The organism is Nakamurella sp., from assembly GCF_044224575.1.
Classification (GTDB): domain Bacteria; phylum Actinomycetota; class Actinomycetes; order Mycobacteriales; family Nakamurellaceae; genus Nakamurella.
This window is the reverse complement of record NZ_JBGAKE010000008.1, coordinates 142,814-156,370: the sequence shown is the minus strand read 5'-3', so window position 1 is coordinate 156,370 and position 13,557 is coordinate 142,814. Positions and strand designations below refer to the sequence as shown.

The window sequence follows — 13,557 nt, the reverse complement described above, 5'->3', positions numbered from 1 at the left end:
AGCATCCCCGCCATGGCAACGTCATTGGAATGAGCGCCGCCGACCACCTCTGCCACCCGCCACCGGACCGTAACTTCGTCCGGGACTTACGTAGCGACAGCTTCTTCGTCACAGGCAGTCTCGCGTGAGCAATTCGGTTGACGGCAGGAGTGTCACCAGCAAACTGGCGGCCATTCTGCGAACATTCTCGACCGGGCGCGCGCATTCTCTTTCCGACGTGGCCAGGTCGGCCGGCATTCCGGTATCCACAGCACATCGACTCGTGACCGAGCTGGTGGAGTGGGGTTTCCTGGACCGCGCACCGGACAAGCGCTATTGTGTGGGATTCCTGCTGACTCAGATCGGAACCAACGTCTGGCAAATGCCCAGATTCCAAAGTCAGGCGGAACTGGTTCTGGACGATCTGTCCTCCGCGGTGGACAGCACCGTTCGGTTCGGGGTGATCGAGGGCAACACAGTCAAATGCCTGGAGAAGAGCCCGAAGCCAGCCGGCCCGGCAGTATCCGCGTCCTGTCGCCTACCGATTCACGCTACCGCCTCCGGCAAGATTATTTTGGCCTTCTCCGAGCCTGAAGCGGTCAACCGGGTGATCCGACAGGGATTGCCGCGATACACTCCGGCCACGATCGTGACCGGCGCATCGTTACGGCGCGAACTTGCCCTGGCACGGATGAATCAGCTGGCCTGGGCCCGAAAGGAACTCGGGCCCGAGACTACCTCGATCGCGGCTCCGGTATTCGCGCCCGGCGGTCGAGTGGTTGCTGCGCTGGAGGTCTCGGCCGCCGGTTCGGCACAGCAGTACCGCATGCAGGCACTACGGCCGGCCCTGGTGGTCGCCGCGCGGGCGTTGACCCGACAGTTCGCCATCAATCAGGCCCACGGCATCAACCGGTCCGCAGACGCAGCCGGCGATCTTGCCCGGCCGATCGCGCGCGACGGACGGCTGGCCTGATCTCGTCCCGCCGTGGACCATGGCCAGCACCGGCGGCCGCCTCGATCGACACCGTTCGAAGGCGATGACAGCGGCCCTGCTCGTTCGACCCCACCGGGGCAGAACGAGCAGGGCCGCACGACGACGATCAGTCCTCGTCCGGAAGATCCGGTGGGGCGAAGACGACCAGCATCTTCAGATCCTCGACCACATCGATGAAATGGTGCTCCTCGCCGTGGTCGACCGAGATGATGCTGCCGGCCTCGACCGGCACCCGGTCGTCCACGACCTGCAGGGTTCCTTTGCCCTCGAGCACGATGTAGACCTCGTCGGCCATGTGCGGATGTTGACGGTCGACGGCCCCCACCGGCAGGATGAAAAGTCCCAACGACATTCCTCGACGCCGCAGGAATTCGTTGTACCCTGCGCCCGCTCCGTACTTTTCGATCAATTGGTCCTGGGTGAACGCCAGGTAAGACCCGGACATCGAAACCTCCGCTTTCTCGGCTTACGTTCTGGATTGTTCTTGCCCGACGGCGGCCGCGCCCGCCTCGGCGATTCGTACATCCTGCTCGCTGGACCCGCCGGAAATGCCGATCGCACCGACCGTCCGGCCGTCGGCCACCAACGGCACACCGCCTCCGAAGACGGTCAATCGGTCGGTCTTCACGATGCCGTGCAGCAGTGCCGGCTCCGATTCGAGCATTCGCCACCACTCGCTGGTGGGCAGGCCCCCGAAGGCCGCGACCGAATAGGCCTTGTCCTGGGCGATCTGCACGCACAGCAGGGGTGCGCGATCCATCCTCGCCATTGCCAGCAGATGTCCTGCCCCGTCGGTGACCGCGATGCAGACGTCGACCGCCAGCTCCTCGGCCCTGATCAGGGCGGCGGCGATCGCTCGCTGAGCCGCGGCGAGCGTCGCAGTCGGGGCCATCAGGTAGTCCGTGGTCACTCTGGTCTTCCCTTTCGGACGTCGGTCATCCCAGATCCCCGCCGGCGACCGGCAGCCGGGTACCGGTGATGTACGAGGCCTCCTCCGACGCCAGGAACAGGATCGGGGCCGCCTGTTCGGCCAGGGTCCCGTAGCGGTGCATCAGCGAGGAATCGACGGTCTGGTCGACGACGGCCTGATACCAGCGCTTCTCCGTCTCCGACCGGGCGCCCGGGCCGCGCTCGACCCGCCGTGCGGGGGCCTCGATACCACCCGGCGCCGTCGCCGCGATCCGGATCCCGGACCCGGTGTATTCCATGGCCAACGATGCGGTGAGCGCGTTCACCCCACCCTTGGCCGCGGCATACGGAACTCGGTTGACCCCCCGGGTAGCGACGGAGGACACATTGACGATGGTGCCCTTGCGCCTGGCCAGCATGTAGGGCAACACCGTGTGACAGCACCACAGCGTCGGGAACAGGGACCGGCGGATCTCGGCCTCGATCTGGTCCGGTTCGTAGTCGGCGTATGGACGGGCCCAAATCGTGCCGCCGACGTTATTGATCAGCACATCGATGCGGCCCTGCCAGTCGTTCGCCTGCTGCATGACGGCAGCGCATCCCGCGTGCTGTTCGAGATCGGCGATCAGCGATGTGGTGTGAAGCCCCTCGGCATTGAGCGTGGCGCTCAGGTCGTGGACCAGTTCCGAGCGATCGACCATGACCACGGCCCCGCCCTCCCGGGCGGCGCGCGTGGCCACTGCTTCTCCCAGCCCCTGCGCAGACCCGGTCACCACCAGGACTGTGTCCGCGAACCGACCGGCGAAGTCCATGTCAGACCTTGCTTCCGGACTTCTCGATACCGGCCCGCATGGTCGCCTTCGCGTGATCGTTGTGCTCGACGATGATCGTTCGCAGGCCGTCGATGTCGTTCTGCGCGAACGCCTCCACCATGTTGATGTGGTCCTGGGTGATGTCCCCGACCAGATCGACCGACGGGGTGAGCACCTGTCCCATGTATTCCTGAACCAGCAGGGTGCGATAGGCGTCCGCCAGGGTCTTGTTGCCCGTCGCCTCGATCGTGAACAGGTGGAACTTGGAGTTGGCGTCCCGGAACCCCGCCGCATCGACGAATCGGCCCTCCTTGATGAACTCGCCCGTCGCCGAGGCCAGGCCACGGAACTCGACGAGCTGGTCCTCGGAGAGCTTGCCGATCACCAGTTGCGCGGCCCCGAGTTCGAGTGCCATCCGGGCGTCGAAGGCCTCGTCGGAATCGACGACCTTGACGTGGGATTCGCCAATCTCACTGACCACGCCGCTGCCGGCGAACTTCTCGTAGTAGAAGCTGGCCGGGGTGATGCCCTCGTCGGACAGGAACGTGCGAACGGCGTCGACCATCGGTGGCGGACCGCACAGGTAGATGTCGACCACACCGCTGTTCAGGTGGGCGGGCGTGATGTACCGGGTGACGTATCCCTTGTTGGGATAGGAGCTGTCCTCCGCGGCCACGCAGCATGTGTAGGTGAAGTTCGGGATCCGCTGGGCGTATCCCTCGAGTTCGTCGAGCCGAACCAGATCGACGTCGTTGGTCACCCCGAAGATCAGGTGAATGGGGTGGTCGGATCCGGCGGCCTCGATCTTGTGCAACATCGACAGGAACGGGGCCAGCCCGGTGCCACCGGCCAGGAACAGGGCCGGCCGTTTGATCTCACGCAGGTAGAAGCTGCCGAGCGGGCCGTTGAACTCGATGGCATCGCCGACCTTCGCACGATCGCGGAGGTAGGTGGTCAGCACCCCGTGCGTGGTGTTGCGGATGAGGAATCCCGCCTCGTCCGCCGAAGGCCCCGAGCTGAACGAGAACGAGCGCGCCTGGTCGGTGCCCGGCACCTGGATGTTGACGTACTGGCCGGGCAGGAATCCCAGAAGGCCCCGGTTCTCCAACGCTATCGAGAAGCCGATCGCGGTGTCCGACAGTCGTTCGATCGCGGACAGTGTTCCCTTGAATGTGCTCAGGCTGGTCTTCGCGACGTCCGAAGTCGCCGGGATCCGGATGATGCAGTCGGATTCAGGGACCATCTGGCAGGTCAGCACATACCCGGCCGCGGCCTCGTCGTCGGTCATCGCCTCCTCGATGTAGTCCCCGCCGTCGTAGCTGCCCGATTCGCAGAACGATTTGCAGGTGCCGCAGGCCCCGTCCCGGCAGTCCAGCGGAATGTTGATGCGCTGCCGGTAGGACGCGTCGGCAACGACCTCGTTGGAGCGGCATTCGATGAATCGGGTGACGCCGTCTTCGAAATTGAGTGCAATCTGGTAAGTCACGAGATCCCCATTGGAGTGTTGGACGACCCTAGATGTGATAGATGTCCACCACGTGGTGGATGTAATCGTTCTTCAGCACGACCCGCTTATTCTTAATCAACGGTCGGGGTCCGCCGGACGCAATGGTGTAGAACGCCGTCCCGAAGTAGGTGTCGATGTTCTGGTACCGGTAGTAAAGAGTCAACCAGTTGAATCGCACGTCGACCGAGTCCGCGCTCTGGCTCACGATCTCGACATTGCTGATGTTGTGGCTGGTGCGTGGCTCGGGCAGGCTGGTGGCGCTCGATCGGTCCGTCTTGATCCGGAAGACCCGGTCCTCCAGGCCACCCCGGTTGTTGTAGTAGATCAACGAGATCTCTCGCTGCGGATCGGTGACCAGCGTGTCGTCATCGTCCCAGGCGGGCATCCAGAATTCGCAGTCCGTGGCATAGCATTCCAGCCACTTGTCGAACTCCCGGTCGTCCAGGTAGCGCGCCTCGCGGTAGATGAATGCTTCGATCTCCGGCAGTGTCATCGTCATCGGTGATCAGCTCCGTCCTGGTCAGTTGGCTCGGCCGTTGCCGGCGCTGCCGTTGGGCCGGCCGTCGCTCAACGCGAGCTCGGCATCCATCTCGGCTTGAACGGCCTTCTGCATTTCTTTCTGCCAGTACGAGTGCTGGGTGATGTACAGACCCTCGTCCTCGGTCTTGACCCCGCTGGACACCGGGTCGAGGCCCAGCTCCTTGGCCTCGTCGTCGCCGCCCTCGATCCAGTGCACGGCGCCCCGGCTCATGTCGTTCCACGGGGCGGCCGTCGCCAGGAAGGTCTTCTGGCACGACCGGAACTCCTCGCAGTCGTCGGGCGTCGCCATGCCGCTGGCGTTGAAGAAGTCCTCGTACTGGCGGATCCGGGCGGCCCGAGCGCCGTCGCTCTCACCCTTGGGCGCGATGCAGTAGATGGTGACCTCGGTCTGATCCACCGAGATCGGACGGAAATGCCGAATCTGCGAACCGAACTGGTCCATGATGTACACGTTCGGATAGAGGCAGAGGTTCCGCGAGTACTTGAGCATCCAGTCGGCCCGCGCCTCACCGAATTGCTCGATCCACTGGTCCCGCCGGTTCCACAGCGGCCGGTCCTCCGGGTTGCCCCATTCGTTCCAGAGGAGCACATGCCCCTTGTCCCACGAGTAATAACCGCCCCGCAGCTTGCCCCATTGACCGGCATCCATCGCCTTGGTCTCGGTGGCCGACTCACCGCTGCTGCGCCGCGCCGTCGTCGCGGCATAGTTCCAGTGGGTGGCACTGACGTGGTACCCGTCTGCGCCGTTCTCGGCCTGCAGCTTCCAGTTGCCGTCGTAGGTGTAGGTCGACGAACCGCGCAGCACCTCGAGCCCGTCCGGAGACTGGTCGACGACCATGTCGATGATCTTGGCGGCGCCACCGAGGTGCTCGGTCAGCGGGGGGACGTCGGGGTTCAGACTGCCGAACAGGAAGCCACGATAGGACTCGAACCGCGGGACCTTGGTGAGATTGTGCGAGCCCTCGGTATTGAACTGCTCGGGGTAGCCGGCGCCCCGGGGATCCTTGACCTTGAGCAACTTGCCCGAGTTGTTGAACGTCCAGCCATGGAACGGACAGGTGAACGTCGACCGGTTGTCCTTCTTGCGGCGGCAGAGCATGGCACCGCGATGGCTGCACGCGTTGATCAGCGCGTGCAGCTCGCCGGTCTTGTCCCGGGTGATGACGATCGGCTGCCGGCCCATGTAGGTCGTCAGGTAGTCGTTGTTGTTGGGCAACTGGGTCTCGTGAGCCAGGTAGATCCAGTTCCCCTCGAAGATGTATTTCATCTCGAGTTCGAAGATCTCCGGATCGGTGAAGGCCTCCCGTCGACCCCTGAACAGGCCCTTCTCCGGGTCGTCGACAATGGCTGAATCGATCTTGGACTTGACGTCCTCGAGCGTGACTGTCATGCGTGCAGTCCTTTCCAGTCCGTTCGTGGCGGCGGTACGTGCTTGCGAACCGTTGACGCCCGAAACCGGTCGAGCCGGCGGCGAGCGGACAACGCGGCGTGCCCGACGTGAACGGCCCTGCCGCGGCAGGGCCGCCGGCGGGCGCAACACATCTTCGGCGTCGATTGGCCTGCGACCGGCGGGGCTTGGTCAGCTTGCCCGGCGATCGGCGCCTTCGCGCTGGGTGAATGCCTAGGAGTGCGCCGGAGCGAACCCGGCCGGCCGGCTTCGCCGCGCCGCCCCGGGCCCTCATCGCGGACCGCGCGGGTCGCACGAGCGGTCCCCGGTACGCCGCACCCTCGGCCGCTGAACCGATTTCACCAGTGCGGACAACGCCGATCACGGACTCGATGACGGGGCGGTCGGGTCGGCCTACCGCCTGGTACCACCAGGGCAAACCTAGGCCTTTGCCCTGGGCCAACCGACCCGCGGACGTGGCAGCCTGACCTCGGGCGTCTGCGCGACCTGCGCGGCGGACCCGTCTCGCTCGCCGCATCGCATTCGGTCGCCACTTCGACCGTCCGGTGCGCGAACGAGGTCGGTGGCCCGCTTCGTCCAACGACAGCCGAGGAGTGTGTGCAGTGCCGAGCGGACATGTCGCGGTGGCCGAACTGGCCGACGCGCTGTGGCGCGCGGAAATGAACCGAACGGCCATTCCACCTATCACGGACGGGATCTCGATGTTCAGCCCGTCCGATGCGTACGCCGTCCAACGGATCAACGTGACGCGGCGGCTGGAGCAGGGATCGGTCGTTCGCGGCCGGAAGGTCGGGCTCACTTCCCGGGCCTCGCAAGCGGTGCTGGGCGTCACGGAGCCGACATTCGGTGTGTTGCTGTCCGACATGTTCCGTGAGGACGAGGACGAACTGGCGCTCGGCGATCTGGTGCAGCCGCGGGTCGAGGCCGAGCTGGCATTCGTCCTGTCCACGGATCTGTCCGGACCGGGTGTCACCACCGTGACCGCGATGCGGTCGGTGGACTGTGTCGTGCCGGCGATCGAGGTCGGTGATAGCCGCATCACCGATTGGCGGATCCGGGTGTCGGACACCATCGCCGACAACGCGTCGTCCGCGCGGGTGGTCATCGGACCCGGGTTCGCCCCCCTGACACCGGCCCTGGATCTGGGCCACCTCGGAGTCCTGTTCTACCGCAACGGTGTTCCGATCGACAGCGGGGCCGGTGCGGCGGTGATGGGCAACCCGGTCCGGGCCCTGGCGTGGTTGGCGAACAAGCTGGCCGAGTACGGCGAGTTCCTGCGGGCCGGCGACGTCGTGCTGGCCGGAGCGCTGCACCGGATGGTGCCGGTCCGGGCGGGCGACGAGTTCTGCGCCGAGTTCGCCCGCCTCGGCGCGGTCGGCGTGCGGTTCACCGGTGGTGCGTCATGACCGACCCCCGGGCGATGGCCGATCGACTGATCGAGGCGGAACGCGGCCGTTCGGGCATCTTGCCGTTCACCCGGGCGAATCCATTCCTCGGCCCGGAGACCGCCTATGCGGCTCAGGAGCTGTTCTACGGACAGCGACTGGCCGCCGGTGAGCGGCTGGTCGGACTGAAGTTGGGCCTGACCAGCCGGGTCAAACAGCTCGCGCTCGGCATCGACAGCCCCGTCTACGGCCATCTGACCAGCGCAATGGTCGTGCCGTTCGGCGAGCCGGTCCGACTCGACGAGTTGATCAGCCCGAAGATCGAGCCCGAACTGGCCTTCGTGATGGGTCGCGAGATCGGCGATCACCTCGGTCTGGCGGAGGTTCTGGCGGCGGTCGAGGCGGTCATGCCGGCCCTGGAGATCGTCGATTCCCGGTACCGCACGGCCTTTCGGCTGGTGGACTCGGTCGCCGACAACGCCGGGGCCGCCCGGGTCGTCCTCGGCGCCGCGGCGCGTCCACCCCGGGAGCTGGCCGACCTGAAGCTGCTGGGGTGCGTGTTCCGGCATTCACGAGGCATCGACACCGCGACCGGCGGGGCGGCCATGGGGCATCCGGCGGCCGCGATCAGCTGGCTGGCCCACCAATTGGTCCGCCGCGGGCGGAGCATCCAGCCCGGCCAGGTGATCCTGTCCGGTGGATTGACCAGCTCGATCCCGCTGCGCCGGGGCCAGTCCGTCCGGGCCGAATTCGACGGGCTCGGATCGGTCCAGGTGCGAGTGGCATGAGCGAGCCTTGGCCGGCGACTCGTCAGGCACCACTGCCGGGCACGTTGCCCGTGGAGGCCGACGACGCCGGACCGTTGCCCACCGTAACGATCGAGCCGGACGGCATCGCCGCAACGGCGGCCGCGGACGAAACCGTGCTGGCGGCGCTCGGTCGGGCCGGCCTGCGCTACCGGGTGGGCTGCCGGCGCGGTGGCTGCGGGATCTGCAAGGTGCAACTCGTCATCGGCGAAGTGCGCTACGAGCGGCCGATCGCCGCAAGCGTGCTGAGCAGCGACGAGCGGGTGGCCGGCATCTGCCTGTCATGCCGGGCCGTACCGATCACCAACATCGTGATCGAACTCCAGGAGGGAGACCGCTTGCGAAAGGTTCTCGGATTCGCCTTTCCCAGGACGACCTCGGCCGCCGGCCGAGCTGACAATCACACCACGAAAAGGAAGGAAGACCAGCCGTGAGCGCAGTCATTCGGCTCGGATACGTGCACATTCGAGTCACCGATCTGGAAGAAGCCCGCAACCACTACTCGAACACCCTCGGGATGGAGGTCGTGGCCGAGGAGCCGGGCAAGCTCTGGCTCAAGTGCTGGGACGAATGGGACCACCATTCCCTGGTCCTCGAGGAGGGTGGCGTCGGCCTGGTCAAGCTCGGCTACAAGGTCGAGAGCCCGGACGACCTGGAGACCTTCGAGAAACGGGCGCAGAACTTCGGCGCCAGCACCGGGCGGGTCAGCGCCGGAGAGAATCTCAAGGTCGGCGAGGCCGTCCGGATCACCCTGCCGTCCGAGCACGCCCTGGAGCTCTACACCGACATGGAGTTCGTCGGAACCGAAACCGGGTCGCTCAATCCGGAGGCCTGGCCCCGGCACGTCCGGGGCGTCGGCACGCACTGGATCGATCACGCCCTGGTGCCGTGCGACGATCCCGGGCTCATGGAGCGCTTCTTCACCGAGGCTCTGGACTTCCGGACCGCGGAGCGGGTGGTGGAGAGCATCGAGCAGCCGAACGTGATCGGCTCCTGGATGTCCTGCGGCGAGTCCCCGCACGACATCGCCTTCATCAAGGGCCCGAACGAGAAGCTCCACCACTTCGCCTACCATCTGGAGGACTGGAGCGCGATCCTGAAGGCCGGCGACATCTTCTCGATGGACGACGTGCCGATCGACATCGGCCCGACGCGGCACGGCATCACCCGCGGGACGACCATCTATTTCTTCGATCCGTCGGGCAACCGCAACGAGGTCTTCGCCGGCCTCGGGTACCGGGTTCAGAAGGACTTCCCGACCATCAACTGGACCGTCGACCAGCTCGCGAAGGGCATCTTCTACCATGCACGTGAACTGAACGACGCCTTCACCAGCGTGTTCACCTGATCGATCCGGCTGGAACGGTCAGGGTCGACGACGCACCCCGGGTGCGGTCGTCGGCCCCGACCCACCCGGCACCGGAACGTCAGCGACGAATTCTTTCCTCGATGCCGAGCTTGGCCTGGATATGGGCGACATGCGATCTGACGGCGCCGATGCCGATGAACAGCTCGGCGGCCACCTGCCGTTCGTCCAGGCCGCACCGGAGCAGCCGATGAACCGCGTCCTCCTGCGGCGTCAATCGCAGCCGCGCCGCCGGCACTGGCACACCGGACTCGGCGGGCCGACCGATCTGTCGGGGATCGAAGTCGAGCATGGTCCCGCGGCCGAGCACGGTGACGAGGTCGGCCGGGCCGGGGACGTCGAGTTTGGCGCAAATTCGCGCGAGATGGGCGCGCAGGGCCACTGCACCGATGCAGAGTTCGGCCGCCACCTGCCGTTCGTCCATGCCCTCCACCAGCATTCTGCCGATCGTCGCCTCCTGGGCGGTCAGCCGGCGATGCGCACCGAACTCGCAGGGCTCCGTCGCTCGAATCCGCAGGGGCACGGTCTCTTCCGACGCACGGCGGATCGGATCGGCGCGGGAGCTTCCTTGAATCGTCCGCGTCATCTCGGCCCGGACCCGCGCCACGGGCCGGAGCCGCGCAACGGCGCGCGGCTCGGCATCCGGACGACCGATCGTCCCCGCTCACCTGCCGAACGGGGATGCGGCTGCGGGCGCAACGGTGGTCGAATCATCATTCCAATCGGCGTCGATCGGTGTGCGGCGGAATTCGATGATACCCAACGGAGCGCGCAGTGGTAGATGAACAACCTCGTCGAGCGCGGCTGATCGAACGCCCGCCGAGGCCGCTGGCCGGGGGCCGGCAGCTGGTCGCGGATTTCGGTGCGACCTCCGTGACCAACGGATTCATCGCGATCATCTTCTCGGTGACGGGTCCGGTCGCGGTCATCCTGGCGGTCGGCACCGAAGGCGGCCTGGGCAATGCCGAGTTGACGTCCTGGGTCTTCGGCGTGTTCGTGCTCAACGGCATCCTGACGATCCTGGCCTGCTGGCTGTACCGGCTGCCGATGGCGTTCTTCTGGACGATTCCCGGGACGGTGCTGGTCGGCCCGGCGCTGTCCCACCTGACCTGGCCGGAAGTGGTCGGAGCGTTCATGGCGACCGGGGTCTTCATGTTCGCCCTCGGCCTGACCGGCTGGGTGGGCCGCCTGATGTCGGCCATCCCGTTGTCGATCGTGATGGGCATGGTGGCCGGCGTCTTCCTGCGCTTCGGCACCGGGTTGGTGACCTCCGTGCAGGCCGACGTCTGGATCGCTGCGCCGATGGTCGTGACCTGGGTCCTGCTGTCCGCCCTGCGCGGACCGGGTCGGTGGATGCCACCGATCATCGGTGCACTCCTGGTGGGTGTGGTGATGGTGGTCGTGCTCGGCCGCTTCCAGCCGGCCCCGGGCGACCAGAGCTATCTGGCCCAACCGGCTCTGGTGGTCCCCCAGTTCTCGATCCAGGCAATGGTCGAGCTGGTCGTCCCGCTGGCCATCACCGTCCTGGTGGTCCAGAACGGGCAGGGGTTGGCGGTGCTCAAGACTGCTGGCCACACCGTTCCGGTCAACTTCGTCACCCTGGCCTGCGGCGCCTGGTCCGTCCTGGTGGCAACTGTCGGCGGCGTCTGCACCTGCCTGACCGGGCCCACGAACGCACTGCTGGTGGCCTCCGGCGAGCGCACCCGGCAGTACACGGCCGGGATCGTCAACGGCCTGCTGGCGATCGGATTCGGCCTGTTCGCTCCGTTGTTCACCCGGGCCATGCTGGGCATGCCGCCGGCGTTCATCGGTGTCCTCGCGGGGCTGGCCATGCTCCGGGTGCTGCAGGTCGCGTTCGTCACGGCCTTCGGGGGTCGGTGTTCACTCGGCGCGCTGGTGACCTTCATCGTGACGGTCTCCGACGTCACCATCGCCAACATCGGGGCGGCGTTCTGGGGCCTGGTGGCCGGGATCGCCACCTCGCTGATCCTGGAACGGGGCGATTTCAGAATCCATCGCGACGCGTCATGAAGCCGTCGAAGAACTCGTTCAGCTCGCCGTCCGGACGTCGCACCCGGCCTCGCGTCAGGTGATCGGTGGCAGGGCCGGGCCGACGGTGCCCAGCTTCTCCCTGGCGATGATCGGCTCCACCGGCCAGGTGATGTTCGGCGGCGGCCACTTCTGACCGGTCTTGCGCAGAAAATCGTCCGGCGGCTGGTAAATCGGCGGTTGCAGGTCGGCCGGCAGCAGGCTCGCCCAGGTGACGCCCTTGGTGCGTTCGGCATGTTCGGCCCGTACCTTGGCGAGCAGATCCGGCTGCACGATCAGATCGATCGCGGTCGCGGCCAGGTACCTGGCGGCAGCCAGCAGGCCCGCGTGGGCGATCGCGCTGCCGCTGCAGGCCGTAGTGGCCCAGTTGTGGAACGGAACCCCCGGCGGCCAGATCGCGGCGAAGAAGCCGATGCGTGGGGTGATCCAACTGACGTCGCCGACGTCCGACGACGGCCCGCCGACGAATGTCGGATTCGGCGGCGCGAGGGGGACGATCGCCTGCGGAAGTCCGACCTGGTCGCGACCGAGCTCGCCTTGCAGGCTCTTGGCGAACGCCACCTCTTGGTCCCCCACGGTCGGCGGACCGATGGCATTCATGTTGGCGTAGACGATCTCGGCACCCGCCTTGTTGCCGATCGTGTTCCAGATGCTCGAGTTGAGTCGATAGGACAGATGAGTCTGGCTCGCCGATGCAGCCGCCTCGGCACACTTGACCACCTTGTCGTAAAGGATCTTGGTCCGGTCCGGGCTGCCCTCACGGACGTAGTACCAGATCGAGCACAGGTCCGGGGCGACATTCGGGCCGCCGCCGCCGTTGACGATCGCATAATGCATCCGCGCGGAGGGCGCGACGTTGTTCTGCCGCAGATACTCGGTCATGTGCGCCATCAGCAGCGCGCCGTCCAGGCCGCTCTTGTTGCCCAGCGGGCTCCCCCCGTGGCCGGCCGCGCCGAGAAAGCTGAAGGTGGCCGAGGTCAGGGTGGCCAATGGCACCCAGCTGGCGTCGGTGGTCGGCCCGGGATGCCAATCCAGGAAAACGTCCAGCCCCTGGTAGAACCCGTCGCGAACGGCGTAGGCCTTGCCCACCAACTGCTCCTCACCGCTGGAGCCGAAGTACTTCAGGGTCGCGTTCAGCCGGTGCCTGCGGAGCGCCTTGGCGGTCGCGATGGCCGCGCCCGCCGTGGCCGCACCCAGCGTGTTGTGCGCGTCGCCGTGCCCGGGACCGTAGGTCGGGGCGTAGGGATCGTCGTTGTAGATGGACGGTTGGTGGGTGGTCTCGCCCTGAGTCTGCGACAGTCCCGGCAGGGCGTCGTACTCGCCGTTGAAACCCAGCACCGGACCACCCGACCCCTGCTGGTAGGTCGCGACGAAGGCCGCCGGCAACCCCGCCGTCCCCCATTCGATCCTGAACCCGTTGCGCGAGAGCATCTTGGCGATCGCCATCGACGATTCCCACTCGCGCAGGGACAGTTCGGCATACCCCCAGATCTCATCGCTGAGCCCGGTCACCGCGGCGGCGTTGTCGTTGATCCAGGACAACGCCGTGTCCTTGGCCGGGGACTTCGGTGCATCATCCGCAGGGGGCTCGTAGCTGCCGGCGACGTACCCCTTGGCCAGGTCATATCCGGCCGTCGCGGCATGGACGGGATCGGAGGTCGCAAGCCCGAGGACGCCCGCCCCGGCCGCAACACCGAGCCCCTGCAGGAGCCGGCGCCGATTCACCTCGTGCGCAGCGACGGTTCGGATGCTCTCCAGATCCACGATGGTCCCCTCAGTGGTCGGCACGATGAGCGAGCGTG

14 protein-coding genes are annotated in these 13,557 nt (G+C 66.5%); 6 read left to right on the top strand and 8 right to left on the bottom strand.

Going from position 1 to position 13,557, the window contains the following annotated elements; translation table 11 throughout:
- Window positions 1–124 precede the first annotated feature (124 nt).
- The gene (locus tag ACILSK_RS11480; RefSeq protein ID WP_395727290.1) at window positions 125–952 is read left to right on the top strand and encodes an IclR family transcriptional regulator; all 828 of its coding nucleotides are present in this window, start codon (window positions 125–127) and stop codon (window positions 950–952) included.
- A gap of 127 nt (window positions 953–1,079) precedes the next feature.
- On the opposite strand, the gene ACILSK_RS11475 is transcribed toward ACILSK_RS11480, so the two are convergent.
- From ACILSK_RS11475 to benA, 6 genes are read right to left on the bottom strand one after another with little or no spacing between them, the layout of a single operon-like run.
- Window positions 1,080–1,418 (bottom strand): cupin domain-containing protein, encoded by a 339-nt coding sequence (locus ACILSK_RS11475; RefSeq protein WP_395727289.1) that lies wholly within the window; start codon window positions 1,416–1,418, stop codon window positions 1,080–1,082.
- A gap of 21 nt (window positions 1,419–1,439) precedes the next feature.
- Entirely contained in the window at window positions 1,440–1,883 is a 444-nt protein-coding gene (locus tag ACILSK_RS11470) for a heme-binding protein (RefSeq protein WP_395727288.1), read from the bottom strand.
- Window positions 1,884–1,908: 25 nt separating this feature from the next.
- Entirely contained in the window at window positions 1,909–2,694 is a 786-nt protein-coding gene (locus ACILSK_RS11465; RefSeq protein WP_395727287.1) for a 1,6-dihydroxycyclohexa-2,4-diene-1-carboxylate dehydrogenase, read from the bottom strand.
- A gap of 1 nt (window position 2,695) precedes the next feature.
- Window positions 2,696–4,180 (bottom strand): benzoate 1,2-dioxygenase electron transfer component BenC, encoded by a 1,485-nt coding sequence (benC, locus tag ACILSK_RS11460; protein WP_395727286.1) that lies wholly within the window; start codon window positions 4,178–4,180, stop codon window positions 2,696–2,698.
- Between the two features lie 28 nt (window positions 4,181–4,208).
- Window positions 4,209–4,700, bottom strand: coding sequence for a benzoate 1,2-dioxygenase small subunit (gene benB / locus ACILSK_RS11455; RefSeq protein WP_395727285.1), 492 nt, complete (start codon window positions 4,698–4,700; stop codon window positions 4,209–4,211).
- A gap of 21 nt (window positions 4,701–4,721) precedes the next feature.
- Entirely contained in the window at window positions 4,722–6,131 is a 1,410-nt protein-coding gene (gene benA, locus ACILSK_RS11450) for a benzoate 1,2-dioxygenase large subunit (RefSeq protein ID WP_395727284.1), read from the bottom strand.
- 620 nt (window positions 6,132–6,751) lie between these two features.
- Here benA and ACILSK_RS11445 point away from each other — a divergent pair.
- Genes ACILSK_RS11445 through ACILSK_RS11430 form a run of 4 tightly spaced genes read left to right on the top strand, consistent with a single transcriptional unit; the run spans window position 6,752 to window position 9,688 of the window.
- On the top strand, window positions 6,752–7,555 hold the full coding sequence (locus tag ACILSK_RS11445) for a 2-keto-4-pentenoate hydratase (protein WP_395727283.1): 804 nt from the start codon (window positions 6,752–6,754) through the stop codon (window positions 7,553–7,555).
- Window positions 7,552–8,322: a 2-keto-4-pentenoate hydratase gene (locus tag ACILSK_RS11440; protein ID WP_395727282.1), complete on the top strand. Its 771-nt coding sequence runs from the start codon at window positions 7,552–7,554 to the stop codon at window positions 8,320–8,322. Before ACILSK_RS11445 ends, ACILSK_RS11440 begins: the two co-directional genes overlap by 4 nt.
- Window positions 8,319–8,774, top strand: coding sequence for a 2Fe-2S iron-sulfur cluster-binding protein (locus tag ACILSK_RS11435; RefSeq protein WP_395727281.1), 456 nt, complete (start codon window positions 8,319–8,321; stop codon window positions 8,772–8,774). The genes ACILSK_RS11440 and ACILSK_RS11435 overlap by 4 nt, the downstream gene beginning before the upstream one ends.
- Window positions 8,771–9,688, top strand: coding sequence for a catechol 2,3-dioxygenase (locus tag ACILSK_RS11430; protein WP_395727280.1), 918 nt, complete (start codon window positions 8,771–8,773; stop codon window positions 9,686–9,688). Before ACILSK_RS11435 ends, ACILSK_RS11430 begins: the two co-directional genes overlap by 4 nt.
- A 79-nt stretch (window positions 9,689–9,767) precedes the next feature.
- Here ACILSK_RS11430 and ACILSK_RS11425 read toward each other — a convergent pair whose 3' ends face one another.
- Window positions 9,768–10,292: a LuxR C-terminal-related transcriptional regulator gene (locus ACILSK_RS11425; protein WP_395727279.1), complete on the bottom strand. Its 525-nt coding sequence runs from the start codon at window positions 10,290–10,292 to the stop codon at window positions 9,768–9,770.
- A gap of 188 nt (window positions 10,293–10,480) precedes the next feature.
- Here ACILSK_RS11425 and ACILSK_RS11420 point away from each other — a divergent pair, with 188 nt between their 5' ends.
- Window positions 10,481–11,737, top strand: a complete 1,257-nt coding sequence (locus ACILSK_RS11420; RefSeq protein WP_395727278.1) for a benzoate/H(+) symporter BenE family transporter — start codon at window positions 10,481–10,483, stop codon at window positions 11,735–11,737.
- 54 nt (window positions 11,738–11,791) lie between these two features.
- Here ACILSK_RS11420 and ACILSK_RS11415 read toward each other — a convergent pair whose 3' ends face one another.
- Complete coding sequence (locus ACILSK_RS11415) at window positions 11,792–13,543, bottom strand: amidohydrolase (protein ID WP_395727277.1); 1,752 nt, start codon at window positions 13,541–13,543, stop codon at window positions 11,792–11,794.
- Between the last annotated feature and the right edge of the window lie 14 nt (window positions 13,544–13,557).